At 64.6% G+C, this 19,532-nt stretch carries 17 protein-coding genes; 11 read left to right on the top strand and 6 right to left on the bottom strand.

The features are described from left to right. The first annotated feature begins 11 nt into the window (after positions 1 to 11). The 3 genes from HDG32_RS34780 to HDG32_RS34770 are packed head-to-tail and all read left to right on the top strand — an operon-like array spanning position 12 to position 4,042. On the top strand, positions 12 to 926 hold the full coding sequence (locus HDG32_RS34780) for a glycosyltransferase family 2 protein (RefSeq protein WP_184074242.1): 915 nt from the start codon (positions 12 to 14) through the stop codon (positions 924 to 926). Positions 927 to 984: 58 nt separating this feature from the next. After that, positions 985 to 2,721, top strand: a complete 1,737-nt coding sequence (locus HDG32_RS34775; RefSeq protein WP_184074241.1) for a hypothetical protein — start codon at positions 985 to 987, stop codon at positions 2,719 to 2,721. 31 nt (positions 2,722 to 2,752) lie between these two features. Then, a complete protein-coding gene (locus tag HDG32_RS34770; RefSeq protein WP_184074240.1) occupies positions 2,753 to 4,042 on the top strand; it encodes an oligosaccharide flippase family protein in 1,290 nt (429 codons plus the stop codon). Between the two features lie 126 nt (positions 4,043 to 4,168). Here HDG32_RS34770 and HDG32_RS34765 read toward each other — a convergent pair whose 3' ends face one another. Then, on the bottom strand, positions 4,169 to 5,380 hold the full coding sequence (locus HDG32_RS34765; protein ID WP_184034274.1) for an MFS transporter: 1,212 nt from the start codon (positions 5,378 to 5,380) through the stop codon (positions 4,169 to 4,171). A 228-nt stretch (positions 5,381 to 5,608) separates the two neighbouring features. Between HDG32_RS34765 and xdhA the strand changes: the two genes are divergently transcribed. From xdhA to xdhC, 3 genes are read left to right on the top strand one after another with little or no spacing between them, the layout of a single operon-like run. Then, positions 5,609 to 7,126: a xanthine dehydrogenase small subunit gene (gene xdhA / locus HDG32_RS34760; protein WP_184074239.1), complete on the top strand. Its 1,518-nt coding sequence runs from the start codon at positions 5,609 to 5,611 to the stop codon at positions 7,124 to 7,126. A 34-nt stretch (positions 7,127 to 7,160) separates the two neighbouring features. Further along, the gene (gene xdhB / locus HDG32_RS34755; protein WP_184074237.1) at positions 7,161 to 9,530 is read left to right on the top strand and encodes a xanthine dehydrogenase molybdopterin binding subunit; all 2,370 of its coding nucleotides are present in this window, start codon (positions 7,161 to 7,163) and stop codon (positions 9,528 to 9,530) included. Between the two features lie 31 nt (positions 9,531 to 9,561). Next, positions 9,562 to 10,152, top strand: a complete 591-nt coding sequence (gene xdhC, locus HDG32_RS34750) for a xanthine dehydrogenase accessory protein XdhC (protein WP_184074235.1) — start codon at positions 9,562 to 9,564, stop codon at positions 10,150 to 10,152. Here xdhC and HDG32_RS34745 read toward each other — a convergent pair. The 3 genes from HDG32_RS34745 to HDG32_RS34735 form a co-directional block, all read right to left on the bottom strand. Then, entirely contained in the window at positions 10,149 to 11,099 is a 951-nt protein-coding gene (locus HDG32_RS34745; RefSeq protein WP_184074233.1) for a LysR family transcriptional regulator, read from the bottom strand. The two genes, xdhC and HDG32_RS34745, sit on opposite strands and share 4 nt — an antisense overlap. 200 nt (positions 11,100 to 11,299) lie before the next feature. Further along, on the bottom strand, positions 11,300 to 11,956 hold the full coding sequence (locus HDG32_RS34740) for a 2-hydroxychromene-2-carboxylate isomerase (protein ID WP_184074231.1): 657 nt from the start codon (positions 11,954 to 11,956) through the stop codon (positions 11,300 to 11,302). A 161-nt stretch (positions 11,957 to 12,117) separates the two neighbouring features. Next, positions 12,118 to 13,521: a TAXI family TRAP transporter solute-binding subunit gene (locus HDG32_RS34735; RefSeq protein ID WP_184074229.1), complete on the bottom strand. Its 1,404-nt coding sequence runs from the start codon at positions 13,519 to 13,521 to the stop codon at positions 12,118 to 12,120. 576 nt (positions 13,522 to 14,097) lie between these two features. Here HDG32_RS34735 and HDG32_RS34730 point away from each other — a divergent pair. Both HDG32_RS34730 and HDG32_RS34725 read left to right on the top strand, forming a co-directional pair. Continuing rightward, entirely contained in the window at positions 14,098 to 14,442 is a 345-nt protein-coding gene (locus HDG32_RS34730) for a BON domain-containing protein (protein ID WP_184074227.1), read from the top strand. A 349-nt stretch (positions 14,443 to 14,791) separates the two neighbouring features. Next, a complete protein-coding gene (locus tag HDG32_RS34725) occupies positions 14,792 to 15,040 on the top strand; it encodes a hypothetical protein (RefSeq protein ID WP_184041125.1) in 249 nt (82 codons plus the stop codon). Positions 15,041 to 15,081: 41 nt separating this feature from the next. Here the strand turns inward: HDG32_RS34725 and HDG32_RS34720 are convergent, their stop codons facing one another. Continuing rightward, the gene (locus HDG32_RS34720) at positions 15,082 to 15,870 is read right to left on the bottom strand and encodes a sulfite exporter TauE/SafE family protein (protein WP_090803240.1); all 789 of its coding nucleotides are present in this window, start codon (positions 15,868 to 15,870) and stop codon (positions 15,082 to 15,084) included. A gap of 256 nt (positions 15,871 to 16,126) precedes the next feature. Further along, a complete protein-coding gene (locus tag HDG32_RS34715) occupies positions 16,127 to 16,774 on the bottom strand; it encodes a LysE family translocator (RefSeq protein ID WP_184062202.1) in 648 nt (215 codons plus the stop codon). 121 nt (positions 16,775 to 16,895) lie between these two features. Here HDG32_RS34715 and HDG32_RS36905 point away from each other — a divergent pair, with 121 nt between their 5' ends. The 3 genes from HDG32_RS36905 to HDG32_RS34705 all read left to right on the top strand — a co-directional run bounded on the left by HDG32_RS36905 (position 16,896) and on the right by HDG32_RS34705 (position 19,038). After that, positions 16,896 to 17,021: a hypothetical protein gene (locus HDG32_RS36905; protein WP_260336708.1), complete on the top strand. Its 126-nt coding sequence runs from the start codon at positions 16,896 to 16,898 to the stop codon at positions 17,019 to 17,021. A gap of 583 nt (positions 17,022 to 17,604) precedes the next feature. Further along, positions 17,605 to 18,555 carry a 3D domain-containing protein gene (locus HDG32_RS36050; RefSeq protein WP_221307963.1) on the top strand — a complete coding sequence of 317 codons (951 nt, stop codon included), beginning with the start codon at positions 17,605 to 17,607 and terminating at the stop codon, positions 18,553 to 18,555. After that, the gene (locus HDG32_RS34705) at positions 18,556 to 19,038 is read left to right on the top strand and encodes a hypothetical protein (protein WP_184074225.1); all 483 of its coding nucleotides are present in this window, start codon (positions 18,556 to 18,558) and stop codon (positions 19,036 to 19,038) included. Positions 19,039 to 19,532 lie beyond the last annotated feature (494 nt).

Here is a 19,532-nt window from a genome sequence, read left to right as displayed (position 1 = left end):
AGGAGGTGGGGATGAACCTGAAGGGAATGTTTAGCGTGGTGATCGTCAATTACAACACGCCAAAACTGGTCGGAAATTGCGTGCGCTCCGTACTAGAACTTTCGATTGCGGATAAGGAGGACATCGTCGTGGTGGACAACGCTTCACCCGACAATTCGTTTTCCTATCTGAGGGAGACGCTTCCGACGGGAGTGAGGCTCGTCAAAACGTCGATCAATCGCGGCTTCGGAGCCGGCGTCAATTTCGGCATGGTCGGTTGTCTGCGCGAACTCGTGCTCGTGCTGAACCCGGACACCTATTTCGTCGATACATCGCTCGAAAACGCGGTGCAGTTGTTCAGAACGGAGAAGGATGTCGGCCTCGTCGGTCTCGATCTGGTCTATCCGGATGGCGAGCGGCAGTTTTCCGCGCGGCGCTTTTATTCGGTGCTCGACATACTCGGCCGGCGTTCGCCGCTCGGGCGGCTCGGCGCGTTCAAGCGCCGCATCGACAACCACATGATGCGCGAAGCGTGGGCCGCGGGCACGCCGTTCGAGGCCGACTGGGTGCTGGGCACGGGCTTTATCGTGCGGCGCGCGCTATTCGGCGAACTCGGCGGCATGGACGAGCACTTCTTTCTCTATATGGAGGACGTCGATTTTTGCGCGCGCATCTGGCAGGCGGGCTACCGCGTGCTGTGCGCGCCGGGCGCGCGACTCACGCACGAGCATCAGCGTGCGTCGGCAGCGGGCTTCCTGAGCAAGGCGGGGCGCCGGCATATGAACAGCTTGTGGCGTTTCAGCCGCAAGTATCGTGTGCCGCTGTTCAGACCGCCAGGCGTGCAGGGCCTGAGTCGCAGCGCGAAGGCGCGTGCGGTGCCGGTCCCCATGACCGTGAGCGCGCGTCCGGCGGCCGCCGAGCAGGGGCAAAGCATCACGGTGGACTGATGCCTGTCGATGTCTCGACGTGAAAAAAGAACGGAGTAACGCAATGGGGGAAGGCTAGATGAAAACCCGGCGACAGGCGCTCAAGACGTTCCTGCTCGGCGGCCTGGCCGGGGCCAGTGCAAGCACAGCCGATTTCGGCATCGCGCGCGCGACGGGGCACGCGCCGCGCGAGCGCGGCGCGTTCGCGAGTAGGGGTAACGGCGCGGACGACGGCGCCGGCGGCATCCTGCGCGTCGCCGCGTCCGTGCCCGAGCGTGCCGCATCGGAACCGGTTGCGCCGAGCTATCTGAAGACGCTCAGCGATATCGTCGCGGGACTCGAGGTCAGCGTCGCGCGCTTCGTCGATCCGCACCGGCTGGCGGCGATCCAGCGCGGCGCGTCCGGTTACGACTGCGGCGCTGAACTCAGGGAAGCGTTCGCGAGCGGTGCGCGCGGGTTGTATCTACCGCGCGGCATCTGGCGTTACACCGGCGACCTGACCACCGCGAACGGCTCGAGACTGCGCGGCGACGGCGGCGGCGAATACGTGGTGATCACCGACATCGCGATGGCGGCGACCGTGCTGGAGAGACAGGACTCGGGCGGCCCGAGGTCGGCGGCGCTGACGCTGGGCGACTCGGCGTTCGTCGAGCATGTGCAGGTGCGGCCCGCGCATTACGACAAGGTCATCTACTACCTCGCCAACTATCCGGCGCACACCGGCAACACGGCGATCGGCATCCACTTCGGTACGTCGGCCGGGGCTAGTCGTTGCACGGCGATCGGTTTTTCGCGCGCGGGCTACGAACTCGGCGTCACCTCGACGCTCGAGCGCTGCTATGCGTACATGTGCGAGCGCGGCTTCTACGCGACCGAGCACACCGACGGCTCGCTGATCAATTGCATCGGCATGTTCTGCCATACGGCCGGCGCCGATATCGTCGACAACTTCTGGCAGGTGATCGGCGGACGCTGGGAATGGAACGCGCGACACGGCGTGATTCTCGGCGCGGAGTCGCTGATCGTCGGCGCGGTGTTCGATCGCAATGGCTTTGCCGGCATCTATATGAAGAGCGGCAACTGGGGCAAGGTGGTGAACGGCAATTACTTCTCGCGCAACGGTTGCGGCGGCGACGGCAAGATCGGCCGCTGGAAATTCTCGACGCGCGGCCATCCGTCGTACCTCGATGTGCCGCCCGGTCAGAGTTGCCACATCCAGATCGATTACCAGCAGGGGGCGACGATCGTGGGCAATCGCTACCGTCCCGGCCAGGACGACGAGAACGCCGGCTGCGACGGCCCGCAGTTCGTGTACGGCAGTTCGACCGCGCCGGGCAGCACACCGCTCGACGGCATCACGATTCAGGGCAATTTCGGCGATCGCGCGGGTGACACGATCGTCGGTTACGCCAAGGCGTATCCGGGCGGCGGCGCGATCGCGGGCGGCAAGGACGCGAGCCTCGTGCATGCGCTGAATCTCGGCGTCGGCTACGAACGCGGCGGCGTCGCGGCGGCGCTGCATTGCGGAAACCAGACCGTGTCGCAGGAGACGACGCGCATCGCAATCAACGTGCTGCGCTCGACCTCGGGCCGCGTGGTGTTGCGCGCGGCCACACGCGGCCATGCTCTACTCGCCGAAATCCTGTTCGCAACCGACGCAACCGACGCCAACTACAAGACCGTGGTAAGCAATCTGATCGGCAATGCGGTGAAGAGCGCGGTGTTGAACGCAAATGGCGAAGACGATCGCTACAACAAGATCGATATCGCACTAAGTGAACCTTCTTTCGTGTCGTATTCCGTTTTTTCGACCTGAGTTTTAACCGCCTACTGCAAACAGGACGATTGTGTCGACGAGAAACGTCATCATCGCGCTGTATTCGGTGTACGCACTGAACTACGTGCTGCCGCTCGTTACGTTGCCGTATCTGTCGCACGTACTTGGGCCGGCCGGGTTGGGCGTGATCGGTTACGCGCAATCGATTTCGCAGATTCTTCTCGTCATCGTCGACTTCGGCTTCGGCCTGTCGAGCGCGCGCAAGGTGGCGGTGCACATCGATAACCCGGAGGTCGTGAACCGCATCTACTGGTCGACCACGATCGGCCGCGCGATTCTCGCGTTGCTGTGCTCGCTGGTGCTGGTCGGCTGGGCCTTCGCCGCGCACATGTCGCCGCAGGAGCGCGGTGCGACGCTGCTGGGCTCGCTCGTGATCTGGGGCGGCGTGCTGACGCCCGGCTGCTTCTACGAAGGCACACAGCGCCTGCCGGTGCTCGCGGGCACGCTACTCGCGACGCGCGTGGGTCTGCTGATTCCGCTGTTCCTGTTCGTGAGGACTCGCGACGACGTGATGCTCGCGGCCGCTTTGCAATATGCGCCGACCTTCGTGTGCGGCGTGATCCTGATGGGCGCGCTGATCTGGAAGCGCGAGATCCTGCTGACCGTGCGGGTCAGTTGGGCCGACGTGATGGCCGAGGCGAAAGAGGCGTATCACATCTTTCTCGGTTCGGCGCTGACGTCCGTGTACATGTACGCGAACGTGATCATGCTGCGCATGATCAGCGGCCCGGGCGCGGTCGGCTATTACGTGGCGGCCGAGCGACTCACCAACGCGCTACGCGCGTGCACGGCGCCGGCCATCCAGGCGTTCTTTCCGAAGATCTGCGTCGCTTACGAGCGCAACGACATCGCCTATATCCACAAGGTCAACCGCGGCTTCATGGTCGCGTTCGCGGCGTCGGCGGTGCTGATTCTGGTTGGCTTTACGGTGCTCGGCGAATGGTTCGTCAGACGTTTTCTCGGCGAGGCGTTCGGCGAGACGTTCCGCATTTTGCGCATTCTCGTGTTCGTGCCGGCGATCGTCGGCATGACGACGACCCAGGTGATGCTGACGATCATCGCGTCGGGCAATCAGTCGTTGCTGAAGCGGATCTATATCTACGGCGCGCTGTTCCATCTGGTGCAGGCACCGATCAGCATCTACTTCTGGGGCGGTGTCGGCACCGCGTGCTCGGTGGCCGCCACCGAGCTGTTCATGCTGATCGGCGTGTACAACGTGTCGAGCCGAATCAATCACGGCCAGATCGCGGTGCGCGCGCAGACGACGATCAAGCAGGAAATGGCGGCGGAGAGAGATTAGCCGCGAGGATGGACAGCGGGATCGAATGGCCGCGGCGCGCGTCGTGAAGTCTTTGCGCGTCGCGGCCTTTGCGTCAGCGCCGCGCGTTCGTTGCGCGCGTTCACTGCGAGTGCTTACTGCGAGTGCTTACTGCGCGGTAGACAGACCGGTTACTTTCGCGTTGCGCAGATACAGCACCGTCGACAGCACGACCGCCGCGGCAGCCGCGATCGCGGCAAACAGGAACACCGAGCCGTAACCGAACTCGCCGGCGATATACCCCGCCAGCGGCCCGGTAATGCCGAGCGACAGATCGAGAAACACCGAGTACGCGGACAGCGCTGCGCCGCGGCTCGCCGGCGGCACGAGCCCGACCGCCTCGACGCCGAGCGCCGGAAACACCAGCGCGAAGCCAAAGCCGGTCAGCGCGGCGCCCGCGAGCGCGATATGCGGCTCGGGCGCGAGCCACAGCATCAACAGACCCGCGCATTCGAACGAGAACGACGCGATTGCGACACGAAAGCCGCCGTAGGTCTTGATCGTGTTCGCGAACAGCAGGCGCGCGCCGATGAACAGCGTGCCGAACAGCGTCAGCGACAGCGCCGCATTCGGCCAGTGCTTCGCCGCATAGAACAGCGTGATGAAGGTCGCGATCGAACCGAAGCCGGCCGAGCCGAGCGCGAGACCCATACCGTGCGGCAGCACGCGCGTCAACACGCTGCGATACGACATCCGCTCGCCGTGCACGACCGGCACCGGCGCGATCAGACGCGCGAGGTAATAGCCGAGCCCCGCGAGCGCGATCACCAGAATGCCGAGCGCGGTAAAGCCGATCGAGCGCGAGATCATCACGCCGAGCGGTGCGCCGATCGCGAGTGCGCCGTAGGTCGCGATGCCGTTCCACGAAATCACGCGGGCGTTGTTGGAGGTGCCGACCCGGCCGATTCCCCACAGGATCGCGCCGGTGCCGCACAGGCTCTCGCCGAAACCGAGCACGAGCCGGCTGCACACGAGCAGTGCGAGGCTCAGTCCCGGCCAGCGACCGGTCAGCGCGGCGAGCAACAGCAGCACACCGCTCGCGCCACAGCCGAGCAGACCGATCGACACCGTGCGCTTCGGCCCGAGCGTATCGGCCGAGCGGCCCGCGAGCGGCCGCGACGCGAGCGTCGCGAGGTACTGCACGCTGATCGCCGCGCCGGCCAGCACCGCGCTGTAGCCGAGGTCGCCGTGCACATAACCGGGCAGCACCGCGAGCGGAATACCGATCGCGAGGTAGCAAAGAAAGGTGAAAAAGACGACCGGAATGATCTGCAGGGTCGTCGCAAATTCGCTGCGGGCGGACGCGGAGTCGGTGGACATCGGGAAAACGAGACTTGAATTCGGCGGGAAGGCGTGATTCTCCCATGGAACCGATTCCCTTGCAGGGTTTGCTTAAAAAATGGGACGAATCAATGGCGGGTCATATCGCGCGAACAATATGTCCCCCATGCGATTCAGGCTATGGGTTAGGTTTATTGACGGTGATAGCTTTCAAACCATTGACGCGGCGTGTCCGCGCGAACACGGAACAGACGAGAGCACCGAGACATGACCGAGCCGATTCGTTTCTATCACCGCAACGCGATCCGCGAAATCGAGGACGCGCCCGTCACCCGAACGGTGCTGCAGTATCTGCGCGAGGACGCGCATTGCACCGGCACCAAGGAGGGCTGCGCCGAAGGCGACTGCGGCGCCTGCACCGTCGTGATCGGCGAGCGCAATCCGGCGGGCGGCGTCGAGTTCAAGGCGGTCAACGCCTGCATCCAGTTCGTGCCGACCCTCGACGGCCGCGCGCTCTTCACGGTCGAAGACCTGCGCCAGCCGGACGGCTCGCTGCATCCGGTGCAGCAGGCGATGGTCGACTGCCACGGCTCGCAGTGCGGCTTCTGCACGCCGGGCTTCATCATGTCGATGTGGGCGCTCTACGAGAAGCACGGCCACGAGCATGGCTGCGCGAACCGCACGGTGCCGTCGCGCGAGGCGATCGGCAATGCGCTGACCGGCAACCTGTGCCGCTGCACCGGCTACCGGCCGATCGTCGACGCGGCCGAGCGCATGTTCGACGCGCCCGCGCCGCGAGCGCCAGTCGACGTAAAGGCGCTCGCCGACACGCTCGCGACGCTCGAACGCCGCGACACGTTTCAGTACGAGCACGCGGGCCGGCGCTTCGCCGCGCCGCGCACGGTCGCGGCGCTCGCGCGGATCAAACAGCAGGAACCGGCCGCGCGCCTGCTCGCGGGCAGCACCGACATCGGCCTGTGGGTCACCAAGCAGATGCGCGAGCTCGGCGACCTCGTCTACGTCGGACAGATCGCCGAGCTGCAAAAGCTCGCAACCAATGACGACTGGATCGAGATCGGCGCCGGCGTCAGCGTCGAAAAAGCGTATGCCGAGATCGCGAAGCAGTACCCGGAGCTGACCGAAATGTGGCAGCGCTTCGCGTCGCTGCCGATCCGCAACGCCGGCACGCTCGGCGGCAACATCGCGAACGGCTCGCCGATCGGCGATTCGATGCCGGGGCTGATCGCGCTCGGCGCGCGCGTGATCGTGCGGGGCGGCGACGTCGAGCGCGAGATGCCGCTCGAAGACCTGTACCTCGCGTATCAGAAGAAGGACATGGCCGGGCACGAGTTCGTCGTCGGCCTGAAGGTGCCCGCGCGCGGCGGTGCGCGCGCGAACCTGCGCTTTCGTACCTACAAGCTGTCGAAGCGCTTCGATTCGGATATCTCGGCCGTCTGCGCGGCGTTCTCGTTCATCGCCGACGGCGACGCGATCCGCGAGCCGCGCATCGCGTTCGGCGGCATGGCCGCGACGCCGAAGCGTGCGCTCCAGGCCGAAGCCGTGCTGCGCGACGCCGAATGGCACGAGGCGACCGCGCAGGCCGCGATGCTCGCGCTCGGCACTGACTACGCGCCGCTCACCGACATGCGCGCGAGCAGCGACTACCGCCTCGAAGCGGCGAAGAACACGCTGTACCGCTTCTGGCTCGAAACGCGCGCGCGGCAGCCGCTGCCGAAGAGCGCGCTCGACGTGCGCGCGGTCGCGCCGGCCGGCGCGAGCGCCTGAGCGCCGCGCGTTCAAGGATACGGAGAACACAACCATGAACCAGCAAGCCGAACCGTTCCTGAAAGAGGTTCAGGAACTCGACGACTTCACCCAGGTGCACGTGTCGCGTCCGCACGAGTCCGCGCATCTGCACGTAAGCGGCCGCGCGACCTACACCGACGACATTCCCGAGCTGGCCGGCACGCTGCACGCGGCGCTGGGGCTGTCGTCGAAGGCGCACGCGAAGATCGTCTCGATCGCGCTCGACAAGGTGCGCGCGACGCCCGGCGTCGTCGCGGTCTTCACCGCCGACGACATCCCCGGCGTCAACGACGTCGGCCCGATCGTTCATGGCGACGATCCGATGCTCGCCGACGGCGTCGTGCAATACGTCGGCCAGCCGATGCTGATCGTGGTCGCGACGTCGCACGAGGCGGCGCGTCTCGGCGCACGGCGCGCCGAGGTGGTCTACGAGGAACTGCCGGCGGTGCTGAGCGCGCAGCAGGCGCGCGCCGCGAACCAGTTCGTGCTGCCGCCGATGAAGCTCGCGCGCGGCGACGCCGGCACGAAGATCGCGCGTGCCGCGCATCGCGAGGCCGGTGAGATGTGGCTCGGCGGCCAGGAGCAGTTCTATCTGGAAGGGCAGATCTCGTACGCGGTGCCGAAGGACGACGACGGCATGCACGTCTACTGCTCGACCCAGCATCCGACTGAAATGCAGCACCTCGTCGCGCACACCTTGGGCGTTGCATCGCACAACGTATTGATCGAATGCCGGCGCATGGGTGGCGGTTTCGGCGGCAAGGAATCGCAGTCGGCGCTGTTCGCGTGCTGCGCCGCGCTCGCCGCGTGGAAGCTGCTGTGCCCGGTCAAGCTGCGCCCGGATCGCGATGACGACATGATGGTGACCGGCAAGCGCCACGATTTCCACTACACGTACGAAGTCGGCTACGACGCAGAGGGCGTGATCGAAGGCGTCGCGGTCGACATGACCTCGCGCTGCGGCTTTTCCGCCGACCTGTCGGGCCCGGTGATGACGCGCGCGCTGTGCCACTTCGACAACGCGTACTGGCTGTCGGACGTCTCGATCGACGGCTTCTGCGGCAAGACCAACACGCAGTCGAACACGGCGTTTCGCGGCTTCGGCGGCCCGCAGGGCGCGTTCGCGATCGAGTACATCCTCGACAACGTCGCGCGCTCGTGCGGCATCGATGCGCTCGACGTGCGCCGCGGCAATCTCTACGGCAAGACCGAGCGCAACCAGACGCCGTACGGCCAGGTGGTCGAAGACAACGTGATTCACGAGCTGATCGACGAGCTCGAAGCGACCAGCGACTATCGCGCGCGCCGCAAGGAGATCGACGCATTCAACGCGAACAGCGAGATCCTGAAGAAGGGCCTGGCACTCACGCCGGTCAAGTTCGGCATCGCGTTCAACGTCACGCACTTCAACCAGGCCGGCGCGCTCGTGCATATCTACACCGACGGCTCGGTGCTCGTGAACCACGGCGGCACCGAAATGGGCCAGGGGCTGAACACGAAGGTCGCGCAGGTCGTCGCGCATGAACTCGGCGTCGGTTTCAACCGGATTCGGGTGACCGCGACCGATACCAGCAAGGTCGCCAATACGTCTGCGACGGCCGCGTCGACCGGGTCCGACCTGAACGGCAAAGCCGCGCAGGACGCCGCGCGCCAGTTGCGCGAGCGGCTCGCCGCGTTCGCGGCCGAGCGCTTCGGCGCGGGCAGCGTGAATCCGCGAGACGTGCGCTTCGCGCATGATCGCGTGATGGTCGGCGAGCTCGCCGTGCGGTTCGAGGAAGTGGTCGCGAAGGCTTATCTCGCGCGCATCCAGTTGTGGTCCGACGGCTTCTACGCGACACCGAAGCTCTACTGGGATCAGTCGAAGCTGCAAGGACGGCCGTTCTACTACTACTCGTATGGCGCGGCGGTATCGGAAGTCGTGATCGACACGCTGACCGGCGAAATGCGCGTGCTGCGCGCCGATGCGCTGCACGACGTCGGCGCCTCGCTGAATCCGGCGCTCGACGTCGGCCAGGTGGAAGGCGCGTTCATTCAGGGCATGGGCTGGCTCACCACCGAGGAGCTGTGGTGGGACGCCGGCGGCAAGCTGATGACGCACGCGCCTTCGACGTACAAGATCCCGACCGTCAACGACGTGCCGCCGGTTTTTAATGTCAGGCTGTTCAGGAACCGCAACGCGGAAGACAGCATCCATCGTTCGAAGGCGACCGGCGAGCCGCCGCTGCTGCTGCCGTTCTCGGTGTTCTTCGCGGTGCGCGACGCGGTGTCGGCGGTCGGCGGCCATCAGGTCAATCCGCCGCTCAATGCGCCCGCGACCAGCGAGGAAATCCTGAAAGCGGTCGGCGCGGTGCGGGCCGCGACGGCGGCCGCGCGGCAGGCGTGATGGCGAGTGGCAAACGAGTTGGGAGCGCAATATGCAAGCACGCCTGAATTATTGTCCGGGCGGGACCGGGTCCGAGCTTGCACCGCGGCCGGCGCCGATGCACATCGTGCTGTTCGGCGCGGGACACGTCGGCCATGCGCTCGCGCATCTGCTTGGCAGCCTGCCGTGCGTGGTCCAGTGGGTCGACGAACGCGACGAGCTGTTCCCCGACGAAACGCCGCCCAACGTGCAGGTCGAAGCGACCGACACGCCCGAGGCGATCGTCGATGCGGCGCCGCCCGGCGTGTGGTTTCTGGTGATGACGCACAACCATGCGCTCGATTTTTCGCTGGCCTCGCGCATCATGCGACGGCGTGATTTCAGCTACTTCGGCATGATCGGCTCGAACACGAAGCGCGTGAAGTTCGAGCGGCGACTGCTCGAACGAGGCGTGGAGTTGGAGCGGCTCGCGCAGATGACCTGCCCGATCGGCGTCGAAGGGATCGTCGACAAGGCGCCCGCCGCGATCGCGATTGCGGTGTGCGCGCAACTGCTGCGACTGAGGACACGGCAGGCCGCGACGGTTCATGCTTTGGGGCAGGCCGCGAACCACGTCCGCGCAACGGAGCAGATCACGATTTAGGCCATACGGCGCAACGGGGGCTTGCGCGCGACCAGCTCACCCGACACCTCGGACATCAACGTCCTCAGCCAGCCGATATCGCTCGGCCGATCCGGCTGCGAATGCCACAACTGATAGCAGCGGATGCGCGGAAATGCGATCGGCACGTCGACGACCGCGAGCGGCAACATGCTCGCGTAGTGCATCGCGAAACGCCGCGTCGTCGTGAAGATCAGATCCGATTGCAGTAGCGTTTGCGCGACGAGCCCGAAGTAGGGCAGCGTCGCGACGACGCGCCGGCTCGCCTTCGCCCGCGCGAAGCCGGTATCGATCGCGCCGCCGCGCGCGCCGCTGTAGGGTGTCGGCGCGAGATGCGGCGCGGCCAGATAGGCTTCGCGGGTGAGCGGCTCGTGTGTCAGCGGATGGTCCGCGCGCATCATGCACACGACGGTATCGGCGAACAGGTCGCTGCGCTCGAAGCGCGGATCGGGCTTCGGCCAGTTGCCGATCACCAGATCGAGTTCGCCGGCGTCGAGCGCGGCCGAATGATCGAGCAGCGGCCCCAGCGATTCGATTTCGAGCCGCGCATGCGGCGCCGCTTCGCGAAACCGCGCGATCACGGTCGGCATGAAGAAGTCGTTCAGATAGTCGGGCGCAGCGACGCGAAAAGTGCGGCGCGAGCGGCTCGGGTCGAAATCGCCATGCGGCGTCGCGACGAAATCGACATCGCGCAACACGCGCTGCGCGGCCGCGAGCAGCGACTCGCCGTATTCGGTCGGCACCATGCCCGACTTGCCGCGCACCAGAATCGGATCGCCGAGCGTTTCGCGCAGCTTGCGCAGCGCGGTGCTGATCGCGGGCTGGGTCTGGTTCAGCCGCAACGCGGTCTGCGTGACGCTGCGCTCGACGAGCAGCGTGCGCAGCACGCGCACGAGCCAGATATCGAGTGAGGCGGCGGTGTCGTCCATGATCGAAGCGTGGTGGCGCGGGCGCTGCCGATGAGCTCGCCGCGCGGCGCGCGCGTGGGGTGCGAAAGCTTAACCTTAGGCGCGTTTGCGCTTCGGCGGCATAGCGGGCACGGTATGGCCGGCATCAGCGCGACGCCTGCCGGCATCGATTCGTTCGGGCCGCAGCCGCAACCAGGGTGCGGCCCGCAGCGACCCCGGTGTCATGCCGGTGTTGGTTTGTCCGGCAGCCCCCACGGCAGCGAACTGATCCGCTTCACCTCGCGCGATTCGAGCCAGTTCGGCGTGCGCGCGCAGTACAGCACCATCGGCAGCGCGTCCTCGCCCCAGAACAGCTGATCGTTCAGACGAAACGTCGGCACGCCATAGACGCCGAGTTCGACCGCATCGGCGGTATTGCGCTGCAATTGCGCCTTCACGGCTTCGTCCTGGATCAGTTCCGGGCCGTCCGGCTTGCCGACGCGCTCGCACAGCTCGGCGAACGCTTCGTCGCTCGACGGATCGCGCCCCTCGCGCCAGATGAAGCGGAAAATCTCGCGCACGAATTGCACGTCGCCGTTCGCGGCGGTCGCGAGCAGCAGCGGCTTCATCGAATCGAACGGATGGGCGGGCGGCATTTTGTACGGGATACCGAGCTGCTCCGCGCGAAACAGCGCGTGCCGGTACATGAAGGTGCGCTTGGCGGGCACGCTGTACGCGGAGCGCTGGCTCCAGTGGCGATACAGATCGTTCAGCACGACCGGCGTGAACGCGAAGTCGAAGCCGGGCCATTTGTCGTATTGCTCGAGCAGCAGGTAGGTGAACGGCGAGACGAAATCGTAAAACCACTGCCGCTGTTGGGCGTCGATGCCAACGGTCATAAATTTCTCCCGGATTGCCTGGTGTCGGACGACGCGGAGGGCGCGTCCGTTATCTGATCAAAATTGTAGCGATCTTACGCGGTGCGGTCCCGGCTTGCACCGGTCGATATCCCCTGGTGGCGGCAGGTGGGCGTAGGTTCCGGCGGTGTCGTCAGGGGCGCTCAGCCTTTGACTTTTTCGGCCGCCTGCTCGTCGGCCTCGTCCAGCTCGCCCCGCGTGTCGCGGCTTTCCGTGAGCCGCGGCCGCACGAAGCCGATGTGCTCGCGCAGCACGTAGAACTGGTCCGCGTACGCGAGCGGCATCTTCATGCCGTTGACCGAGTCTTCGATCGCGTCGAGCTGCTCGATCAGCGACGCGCGTTCGGCCGACGAATGTTCGCCGAGCGCGCTGCGCTCGATCGCGATCAGCGCGCCGTACCAGCGATAGATGCGCGATTTGACGCGCCACGCGTACAACCCGGGCACGATGCGCAGCGCCGGCACCAGCAGCACGATCAGCGGCACGACGATCACCAGCAGGCGGTCCGCGAGACTCGCGATCCAGAACGGCAGCGTTCGGTACAGGAAGCTCTTGCCCGACTTGTAGTAGCGCGCGGCGTCGTCGGAAAGCGGGAAGTCGTGCGCGAGCGGGGCGGGGAATTCGCCGGCGCGCTGCATCGTCGTCGCGCCGCCATGCACCTCGCGCGCGGCTTCGATCAGCAGATCGGACAGCGCCGGATGCAGCGAATCGCGCGCGATCAGCTCGGCGGTCGGCGCGACGATGCTGATCGAGTTCGCCGGCAGGTTCTTGCCGAGGTCGAAGGCGCCCATCGGCACCTTCAGCTGCGTCAGGTACGGAAAGCGGCGCGTGTACGCGTCGGCCTGCGAAAAATCGTAGAAGCGCACGTTCTGCGTGCGGTAGAGCTTGCCCATCACGGCCGGCTGCGCCGAGTCGCCCGCGAGGAAGGTCGCGTCGATCGTGCCGTCGATCAGCGCGTCGGCGGCGGCGTCGCCCGTTAGCGGCAGCAATTGGGTCGGACCGCCCGGCACGATGCCGTTGGCCTTCAGCAGCGCGAGCGCGAGCTCGCGCGTGCCGCTGCCCTCGGGGCCGATCGCGAGGCGTTCGCCCTTGAACCCGGACAGCCAGTCGACGGGGGCGCCGCGGTAGAAGATCGCGAGCGGCACGTAAGCGACGCTGCCGAGCGACATCAGGCTTTTGTCCTTGTCGAGCCCGGCGGGCGCGATGCCGCTCTGCACGAAGCCGACGTCGACGTCCGCGTTCGGGTCCAACAGCCGCTTCAGATTTTCCTGCGAGCCCTGCGAGGCCAGCACGTTCAGCGTAATGCGATTGCGCGCAAGGATCGTCTTGTACTTCTGCGCGGCGATCCAGAAGGTGCTGCCGACGGGACCGGCGCTAATCGTCAGCGTATTCGGCGGGGCGGGTTGGATCAGCCGCACGGCGGCCCAGATTGCGACGATCACGAGCAGCACGAGCGGGCCGAACGAGACCGCCAGGTCGCGCCACGAGATCGCGACAAAACGGGCGACGAGATGGGTAGGGCGGGTGCGGCCGGTGTCAGGCTTCATCGGATCATCTGAAAGCGGCGGTCGATCGGGCTCGAATGCGCGAAGGCGGCTTGGGCGGCGCGCGCCAGCACGCGTCGCGCCGATGGTACCTGAGATTGGCGCGGCCGCGAAACGCGTAGCCGCCCGTCACGCCGACAAACGCGTAACAAATGGTGAGCACCGCGGTGACCGCCGGCATGAGCGCTGGCATGATGCCCGTGCAAATTCTTGCGCGACCACGGAGCGTGTCTGCTTGCGTGTCTGCTTCTATCCGGCACGCATGACGCACCCGCTGTCGGCGCGCCACGCCGCGCGCTAAATCCTTTGCGCTTCTGTGCCGGCTAGATTAAATTGTGCATCGCTACCGCGATCCAGCGTTTGCGGCGCGACCCCGGCAAGACGGACAAGAACCGGGTGCGTCGGCGGACGTCGCGGTTTGCCGGTTACCGGTAATCAGCCTCTCTCGCCTCTTGCACATCGTGTCACAGCCGTTGATGGCCGTCGCTCACGCGCGCGTTCGCGCGATGACGGCCGCCCGTAGTCGTAACGATGCCGCTTGTTCATGCGGTCCAATGTGAAACCAAGGAGAAGAGAGCTATGAAGACGGTCGGTTTTCTGAAAGCACTGGGTCCGGTTGTGGCGATGGTGGTGGCGTGCAACGTGTACGCCCAAAACGCTCCGGCAACCGATACGGCGTCGGCGGCAGCCGCCGTCAAGGCCGGCAAGGCAGCGAATCACGAACTTGGCCGTAAGGTGCGCCACGCGCTGACGAAGACCCAGGGTCTCGACGTGTCGCACATCGCCGTGCGCGCGCGCGGCGGCGCAGTGACGCTGACCGGCTCGGTGCCGACCGAGGGACAGATCGATGCGGCCGGCGAAGCCGCCAAGGGTGTCGACGGCGTAACGTCAGTGTCGAACAAGCTCAAAGTGGTGCAGCAGTAAGCGGTACGCGTGCGCGCGGCGCCGCAAGGCCCGCGTCGCGCGGTGGTGCGCAGCGGCTTGGGGCATGGGCGCCGTCACCGGCGTCGCGTAGACGGTTTGACGCCGCGCTTGCATCGCGTCGCGAGGTCTATCTATCAACCTGGAGGCTCCGGCATGATCGCCGGAGCTTTTTTTTTCGCCGCCGGTTTTATGGCGTGGCACTCGCGAGATTTGCGGGACCGCAGCAATGCGGCTTGCCGCACGCACAGGTCCTGATGGAGGCGCGGCCGTCGCGGATTCGTGCGCTGCGACACATTACCGACGCATCGCGAGGCGTACTGTGACCAAGAGGGAAGGGGGAGCCAAGGTCATGGAAACCACGCTGTTTCGCTATATCGATCTGCCGATCGGCGATCGCGCGGCATTCGAACTGGTGTGCGCGCGACACGGTTTCGCGCCCGCGCATTTCGACATCAGCGCGAGCGCGGCACCCGGTGAGCCGGCGCACGAGCGGGTCGTCACCGTGCGGCGCGGCAGCTGGTCACAGTCGTATTACGACCGCCACGGTCAGTGGGTCAGGCAGTTCGAGGCGGATCTGACCTGCCGGTTTTTCAAATAGACACGGGTTGCGGTGTGCGCGCTTGACGCATCTTCAGCGCCTCACGACAACACCAGCCGCACGCCGACCAGCGTCAGCGTCGCGGCGAGCAGATTGCGCAGCAGCGCGTCCGGCGCGCGCGAGGCCAGATAGCTGCCGATCGCGATGCCGGGCAGCGATCCCACCAGCAGCGACAGCAGCATCGACCAGTCGATCGAGCCGAGCAGCCAATGTCCGGCGCCCGCGAGCAAGGTCAGCGGCACCGCGTGCGCGATGTCGGAGCCGACGATGCGCGTCGTCGGCAGCATCGGATACAGCAGCATCAACACCGTCACGCCAATCGCACCCGCGCCCACCGACGTCAACGACACCAGCACGCCGAGGGTCGCGCCGGTCAGCATGGTCAGCGCGAGCGTGCGTGCCTGGCTCGGCGCGCGTTGCTTGCGCGCGCCGAGCGCCGCGAGCTGCGGACGGAACACCAGCGCGATCGCGGTAATCAGCAGCGCCGCGCCGAGCACGACCTGGATCAGCCGGCCCGCGCCAGGCGTATCCATTCCATAGCGATGCAGCAGGATCAGCGTGACGGTCGCCGCGGGCACGCTGCCGGCCGCGAGGCGCAGCGTGACCTGCCAGTCGACCGAGCCCTTCAGCCCGTGCACCAGCGTGCCGGTCGCCTTGGTGGCGGCCGCGTACAGCAGGTCGGTGCCGACCGCGGTGGCAGGGTGCACCTTGAACAGCAGGACGAGGATCGGCGTCATCAGCGAGCCGCCGCCGACGCCCGTCAGCCCGACCAGAAAGCCGACGAACAGGCCGGAGACGGAGTACAGCAGATCGATGTGGGGTAGAGCCATTGAACGGACAGCTGACGCAGCGCGGGTGAAGGGTTGGGGCGGCAAGGCCGGCGTACGCGCCGGGGCGGGTGGGTGCGGCGGCGTGCGGTGCGCTGCACGGCCGCGTCGGCCGGCGCCTCAGCGGCGAAAGGCGCTATTGTCGCAAAACTGCCGCGCCGGCGTGCGGCACTTGTTCAGGGGGAGCGCGTCGCGGCTGGCAGCGGGCTGCGTTCGGCGTGTACGGCGCTGATGTGCCGCGTGGCGTGTGAGGTGCCGCTCAGAGCGCGCGGCGGATTTCGACGACGCCGAACGCCGCGAGCGTGAAGCCGACCACGCGATCGATCGCGACGCGTAGCCTGCTGCCGATCGCATGACGCGCGAGCGACACCATGGTCACCAGACAGCACCACCACGCGATCGAGCCGGCGAACACACCGCCGACCGTCGTCAGCGCGATGGCCGGCGAGAACGCGCCGCGTGGCGCGAGCGTCGTGAATAGCGCCGCGAACATGATGACGGTCTGCGGATTGGTCAGCGTTAACAGCAGCGCGCTCGCGTACGCACGCAGCGCGCCGGCGCGGCCGATCTGCGCGAGCTTGCCATTGCCATTGCCATTGCCGTCGGCGGTTTCAGCGGGCGGCTTCTGCAGCAGCGCGCGCACGCCGAGATACAGCAGGAACAGGCCCGCGAGCAGATGCAGCGGGCGGTCGTACGCGAGCATGAACTGCGAAATGCCGACGAGGCCGAGCGCCGCGATCAGCCCGTAGGCCGCGTCGCCGCTGGCGATGCCGAAGCCGATCGCGAGTCCCGCGCGCGGACCGCCGCTCAGCGTTCGGCGGATGCACAGCATGCCCATCGGGCCGACCGGCGCGGCGATCGCGAGGCCGACGCCGGCGGCCGTGAAAAACAGACTGGTGGTGGACATGGGCAGGTTCTCGAGCGTTGTTCTGGTTGGGGCGGTCGCCTGCGGGCAGCCGGCGCACCCGCCAGCATAGCCAGACCGGAAATCGCGGGCAAGGGCGGGGATGGGTGAGACTCGACGCGCGATGACTCGCTTCAGCGGATCGGCCAGCATGGCGATGAAAGCTAACATCGCCGCGCTCGCTTACAACGGCTTTTTTGTCAGAAAAACAAAAATGCCGCTCAATGCCGCTTTTTTTGTTTGGCCGTGATATCGGGAAAAAATCGCCTAAAAATGAGATGGCCAGAGCAATCGTTAATATCTGTCAATGAAGTTTTGTCTCAAATTAAAATCATTGACCGTGGCCCCGTTTAGATGCTTAATTCGCCGAGTGTTTTCTGGAAAATCAAAATAGGTCAAATGGGACAGCAGAAACAGGCAGGTGCCGCGGGCGAGGAAGAGTGCCAAGTTTGTCGTGTCACCTATTCAATATACGCAAACTTTCCGCCAATGCCGTCTGCAATGGCGATGAACGTCGAAACTGGCGAATGGTTTCCGCAGGATAGGCTTCGGTCGTATTCGAACGGTTACGAAATGGCCGACGCCCTGGGTTATGCATGGGCGTGCGATTGCCGCGGTCGCACGGCAGCCTCAGCGCTGACGTCGAAAATTCGCACTCACGACGAGTATTACGTCCTCAAAAAAAGCGATGGCCAACCCCTCGCCAACGTGCGTTACAGAATTGTCGTTGACGGTAAACGGGTGATAGCGGGAACCACAAGCCAGAGCGGACACACTGTGCGCGTAGTTACTCGCGGAACAGCAAGCCTCAAACTTCAATTGGAGAAATAGGAATGCCGGAAAGTCCGGATTGGCTAACGGTTCACGACACCGCGTGTACGAACACAAACCCGGACTCGTGCGTTGAAGTTCGGATTGCAGCGAACCTGTTGTCGTGGAATATTCCAGACAACAGTTACGGCGACAAGTTGCCTATCATTCCCTCATCCTCGCGTGTGATGCGCGGAAGGATTCTGTACCGTCTGGCTATCAAAGTCATAGTGAAAAGTCGTCGACGAAATTCTGTTTTCGGTCGCACCATATCTATCAGCAGTAGCCGTCCGAACGACACAGTACAGGTCTCGGGCCCAACCGATTTAGACGGTTGCGCGACGGTTATTCTCGAATCGCGCGAATCAGGAGACTTGACACTTGCGGTCGCCGACGAGGATATAACGGCGGTTCCTCTGCGGATAAAGCTGAAAGAAGCATGGTACGAAGCTGGCTTTCAGGTTACGCATTACATCATTGCAGACGAACGTGATGCGCACGGCCCAATGGTTCAGGCGCTTGGCGTGTCTGGAAGCCATCGGCAAGACTTCCTATATGGTGCAACCGGCGTACCAATGCAGGGAACAGGCGAGACGTTGGATCATCGTTTCGTCCGGTGGAATGGTGGCGGCAACGGATGGCATAAAAATGCAGCCGGAAATCCGGATATCCTTAACAAGCCTGCACAAGCGCGCCTGAGTGAAACTGACGCCGCACATGGTCGGTTTGCTGATGTAGTGGCGAATCGTTCGATAGCTATTGATCCTACCGTTATTCCCGGGCGTTCGCGGGTTTATATTGCCTCTTGCGACGGTAGGCGAATAGTCGGCGAGCGGTCTGCCGATGATACGGGCGGTGGCATTCGCGGCGCACATATCGACCACTTCAGTGGTCCCGGAAGCGCGGCGACGCGCGCATGGCAAGCATCCGGAGGGGATCTCCAGAACGCCCGTGTCAAATTCCTGGGTTATTAAATGAAAAAAGCTTTTCCTCTCCTGTTGTTTTTTCCATTTGTCTCTTTCGCGCTAGATGGGACGGGATCGGTCGATTTTGATTCGACAATCATTCCGCTATTGAATAAAAACTCCGTTTTGAGAGAGCTCGTGCTTTGTAACTTCGATATCGTCGGCGATCCAATGGGGACGCGAATCGGCGACATTCAATCGAAGGCTCTAGGAGGGGACAGAATCGGGCCTTACTCAATGTGGGCAAATTGGCACGGGAATTCCGGTGTAAAGCCAGTGATTCTCACTATAAATACGCACACTGATTTTATCGACGTGCGCGGGAAGAAGGTGGGAGGCGATTTGAAAAAGGCGATTCGCATTCAAGAATACATCGAGAGTGTGACGATAGAGCCGCCGGAAAAAGACCAGCCGGAATCTGTCCCCGGTGGACTAAAGCACAGTATCGAGCCACAGACGTGCTCGGAAAAGAATGGCCAACGCGGCAGATAGCGCGCGATGCTGCCTCGTTCAGGCGGGGCTCCACGCAGTCGGGTCACGCAAACCGGCGCCACCATTGAGCAATAGGGTTATGGATAAACAACGTTTAGCACAGGCACTCAGCGCCTGGTTGTTCTGTACGTTGCTTGTGCCGACTGCCTACGCAGAAGGGGCGGTTAGCTTCAACGATAATATCGTGCCAATGCTGAAGGATCGCCCGCAATTCAAGGAATTTATATTGCAATCGTTTTCGGTTGCAGATACGGGATGGGGAGTCCGAATAGATAGTCCGACAATGCCCCATATGGGCGGCGCGCGAATGGGGCCATACAGGTTCCAGGCTATCTGGCATAGTCCGCATGGCGGCACTCCTATTACTCTTGTAATCGATACTAAGACGGAGTTTTTTGATAAGTGTTCCTGGTAAAACGGTTTGACTTTGGCTAACCTGGCGTCTTGGTCGGTGCCGGGGTCGTGGATGAAGTGTGTCGTAGTGTTGAAGGCAG

This window comes from Paraburkholderia sp. CI2, assembly GCF_014201055.1.
GTDB lineage: Bacteria > Pseudomonadota > Gammaproteobacteria > Burkholderiales > Burkholderiaceae > Paraburkholderia > Paraburkholderia tuberum.
This window is presented reverse-complemented; position numbering and strand designations above follow the sequence as displayed.

Excerpts from the sequence above, each read along its gene's own strand:
- HDG32_RS34735 (WP_184074229.1), bottom strand. The coding sequence starts at position 13,521 with ATGAAGCCTGACACCGGCCGCACCCGCCCTACCCATCTCGTCGCCCGT.
- xdhB (WP_184074237.1), top strand. The coding sequence starts at position 7,161 with ATGAACCAGCAAGCCGAACCGTTCCTGAAAGAGGTTCAGGAACTCGAC.
- HDG32_RS34715 (WP_184062202.1), bottom strand. The coding sequence starts at position 16,774 with ATGTCCACCACCAGTCTGTTTTTCACGGCCGCCGGCGTCGGCCTCGCG.
- HDG32_RS34745 (WP_184074233.1), bottom strand. The coding sequence starts at position 11,099 with ATGGACGACACCGCCGCCTCACTCGATATCTGGCTCGTGCGCGTGCTG.
- HDG32_RS34730 (WP_184074227.1), top strand. The coding sequence starts at position 14,098 with ATGAAGACGGTCGGTTTTCTGAAAGCACTGGGTCCGGTTGTGGCGATG.
- HDG32_RS34780 (WP_184074242.1), top strand. The coding sequence starts at position 12 with ATGAACCTGAAGGGAATGTTTAGCGTGGTGATCGTCAATTACAACACG.
- HDG32_RS34705 (WP_184074225.1), top strand. The coding sequence starts at position 18,556 with ATGAAAAAAGCTTTTCCTCTCCTGTTGTTTTTTCCATTTGTCTCTTTC.
- HDG32_RS34720 (WP_090803240.1), bottom strand. The coding sequence starts at position 15,870 with ATGGCTCTACCCCACATCGATCTGCTGTACTCCGTCTCCGGCCTGTTC.
- HDG32_RS34725 (WP_184041125.1), top strand. The coding sequence starts at position 14,792 with ATGGAAACCACGCTGTTTCGCTATATCGATCTGCCGATCGGCGATCGC.
- HDG32_RS36050 (WP_221307963.1), top strand. The coding sequence starts at position 17,605 with ATGCCGGAAAGTCCGGATTGGCTAACGGTTCACGACACCGCGTGTACG.
- HDG32_RS34775 (WP_184074241.1), top strand. The coding sequence starts at position 985 with ATGAAAACCCGGCGACAGGCGCTCAAGACGTTCCTGCTCGGCGGCCTG.
- HDG32_RS34740 (WP_184074231.1), bottom strand. The coding sequence starts at position 11,956 with ATGACCGTTGGCATCGACGCCCAACAGCGGCAGTGGTTTTACGATTTC.
- HDG32_RS34765 (WP_184034274.1), bottom strand. The coding sequence starts at position 5,380 with ATGTCCACCGACTCCGCGTCCGCCCGCAGCGAATTTGCGACGACCCTG.
- xdhA (WP_184074239.1), top strand. The coding sequence starts at position 5,609 with ATGACCGAGCCGATTCGTTTCTATCACCGCAACGCGATCCGCGAAATC.
- HDG32_RS36905 (WP_260336708.1), top strand. The coding sequence starts at position 16,896 with ATGACTCGCTTCAGCGGATCGGCCAGCATGGCGATGAAAGCTAACATC.
- xdhC (WP_184074235.1), top strand. The coding sequence starts at position 9,562 with ATGCAAGCACGCCTGAATTATTGTCCGGGCGGGACCGGGTCCGAGCTT.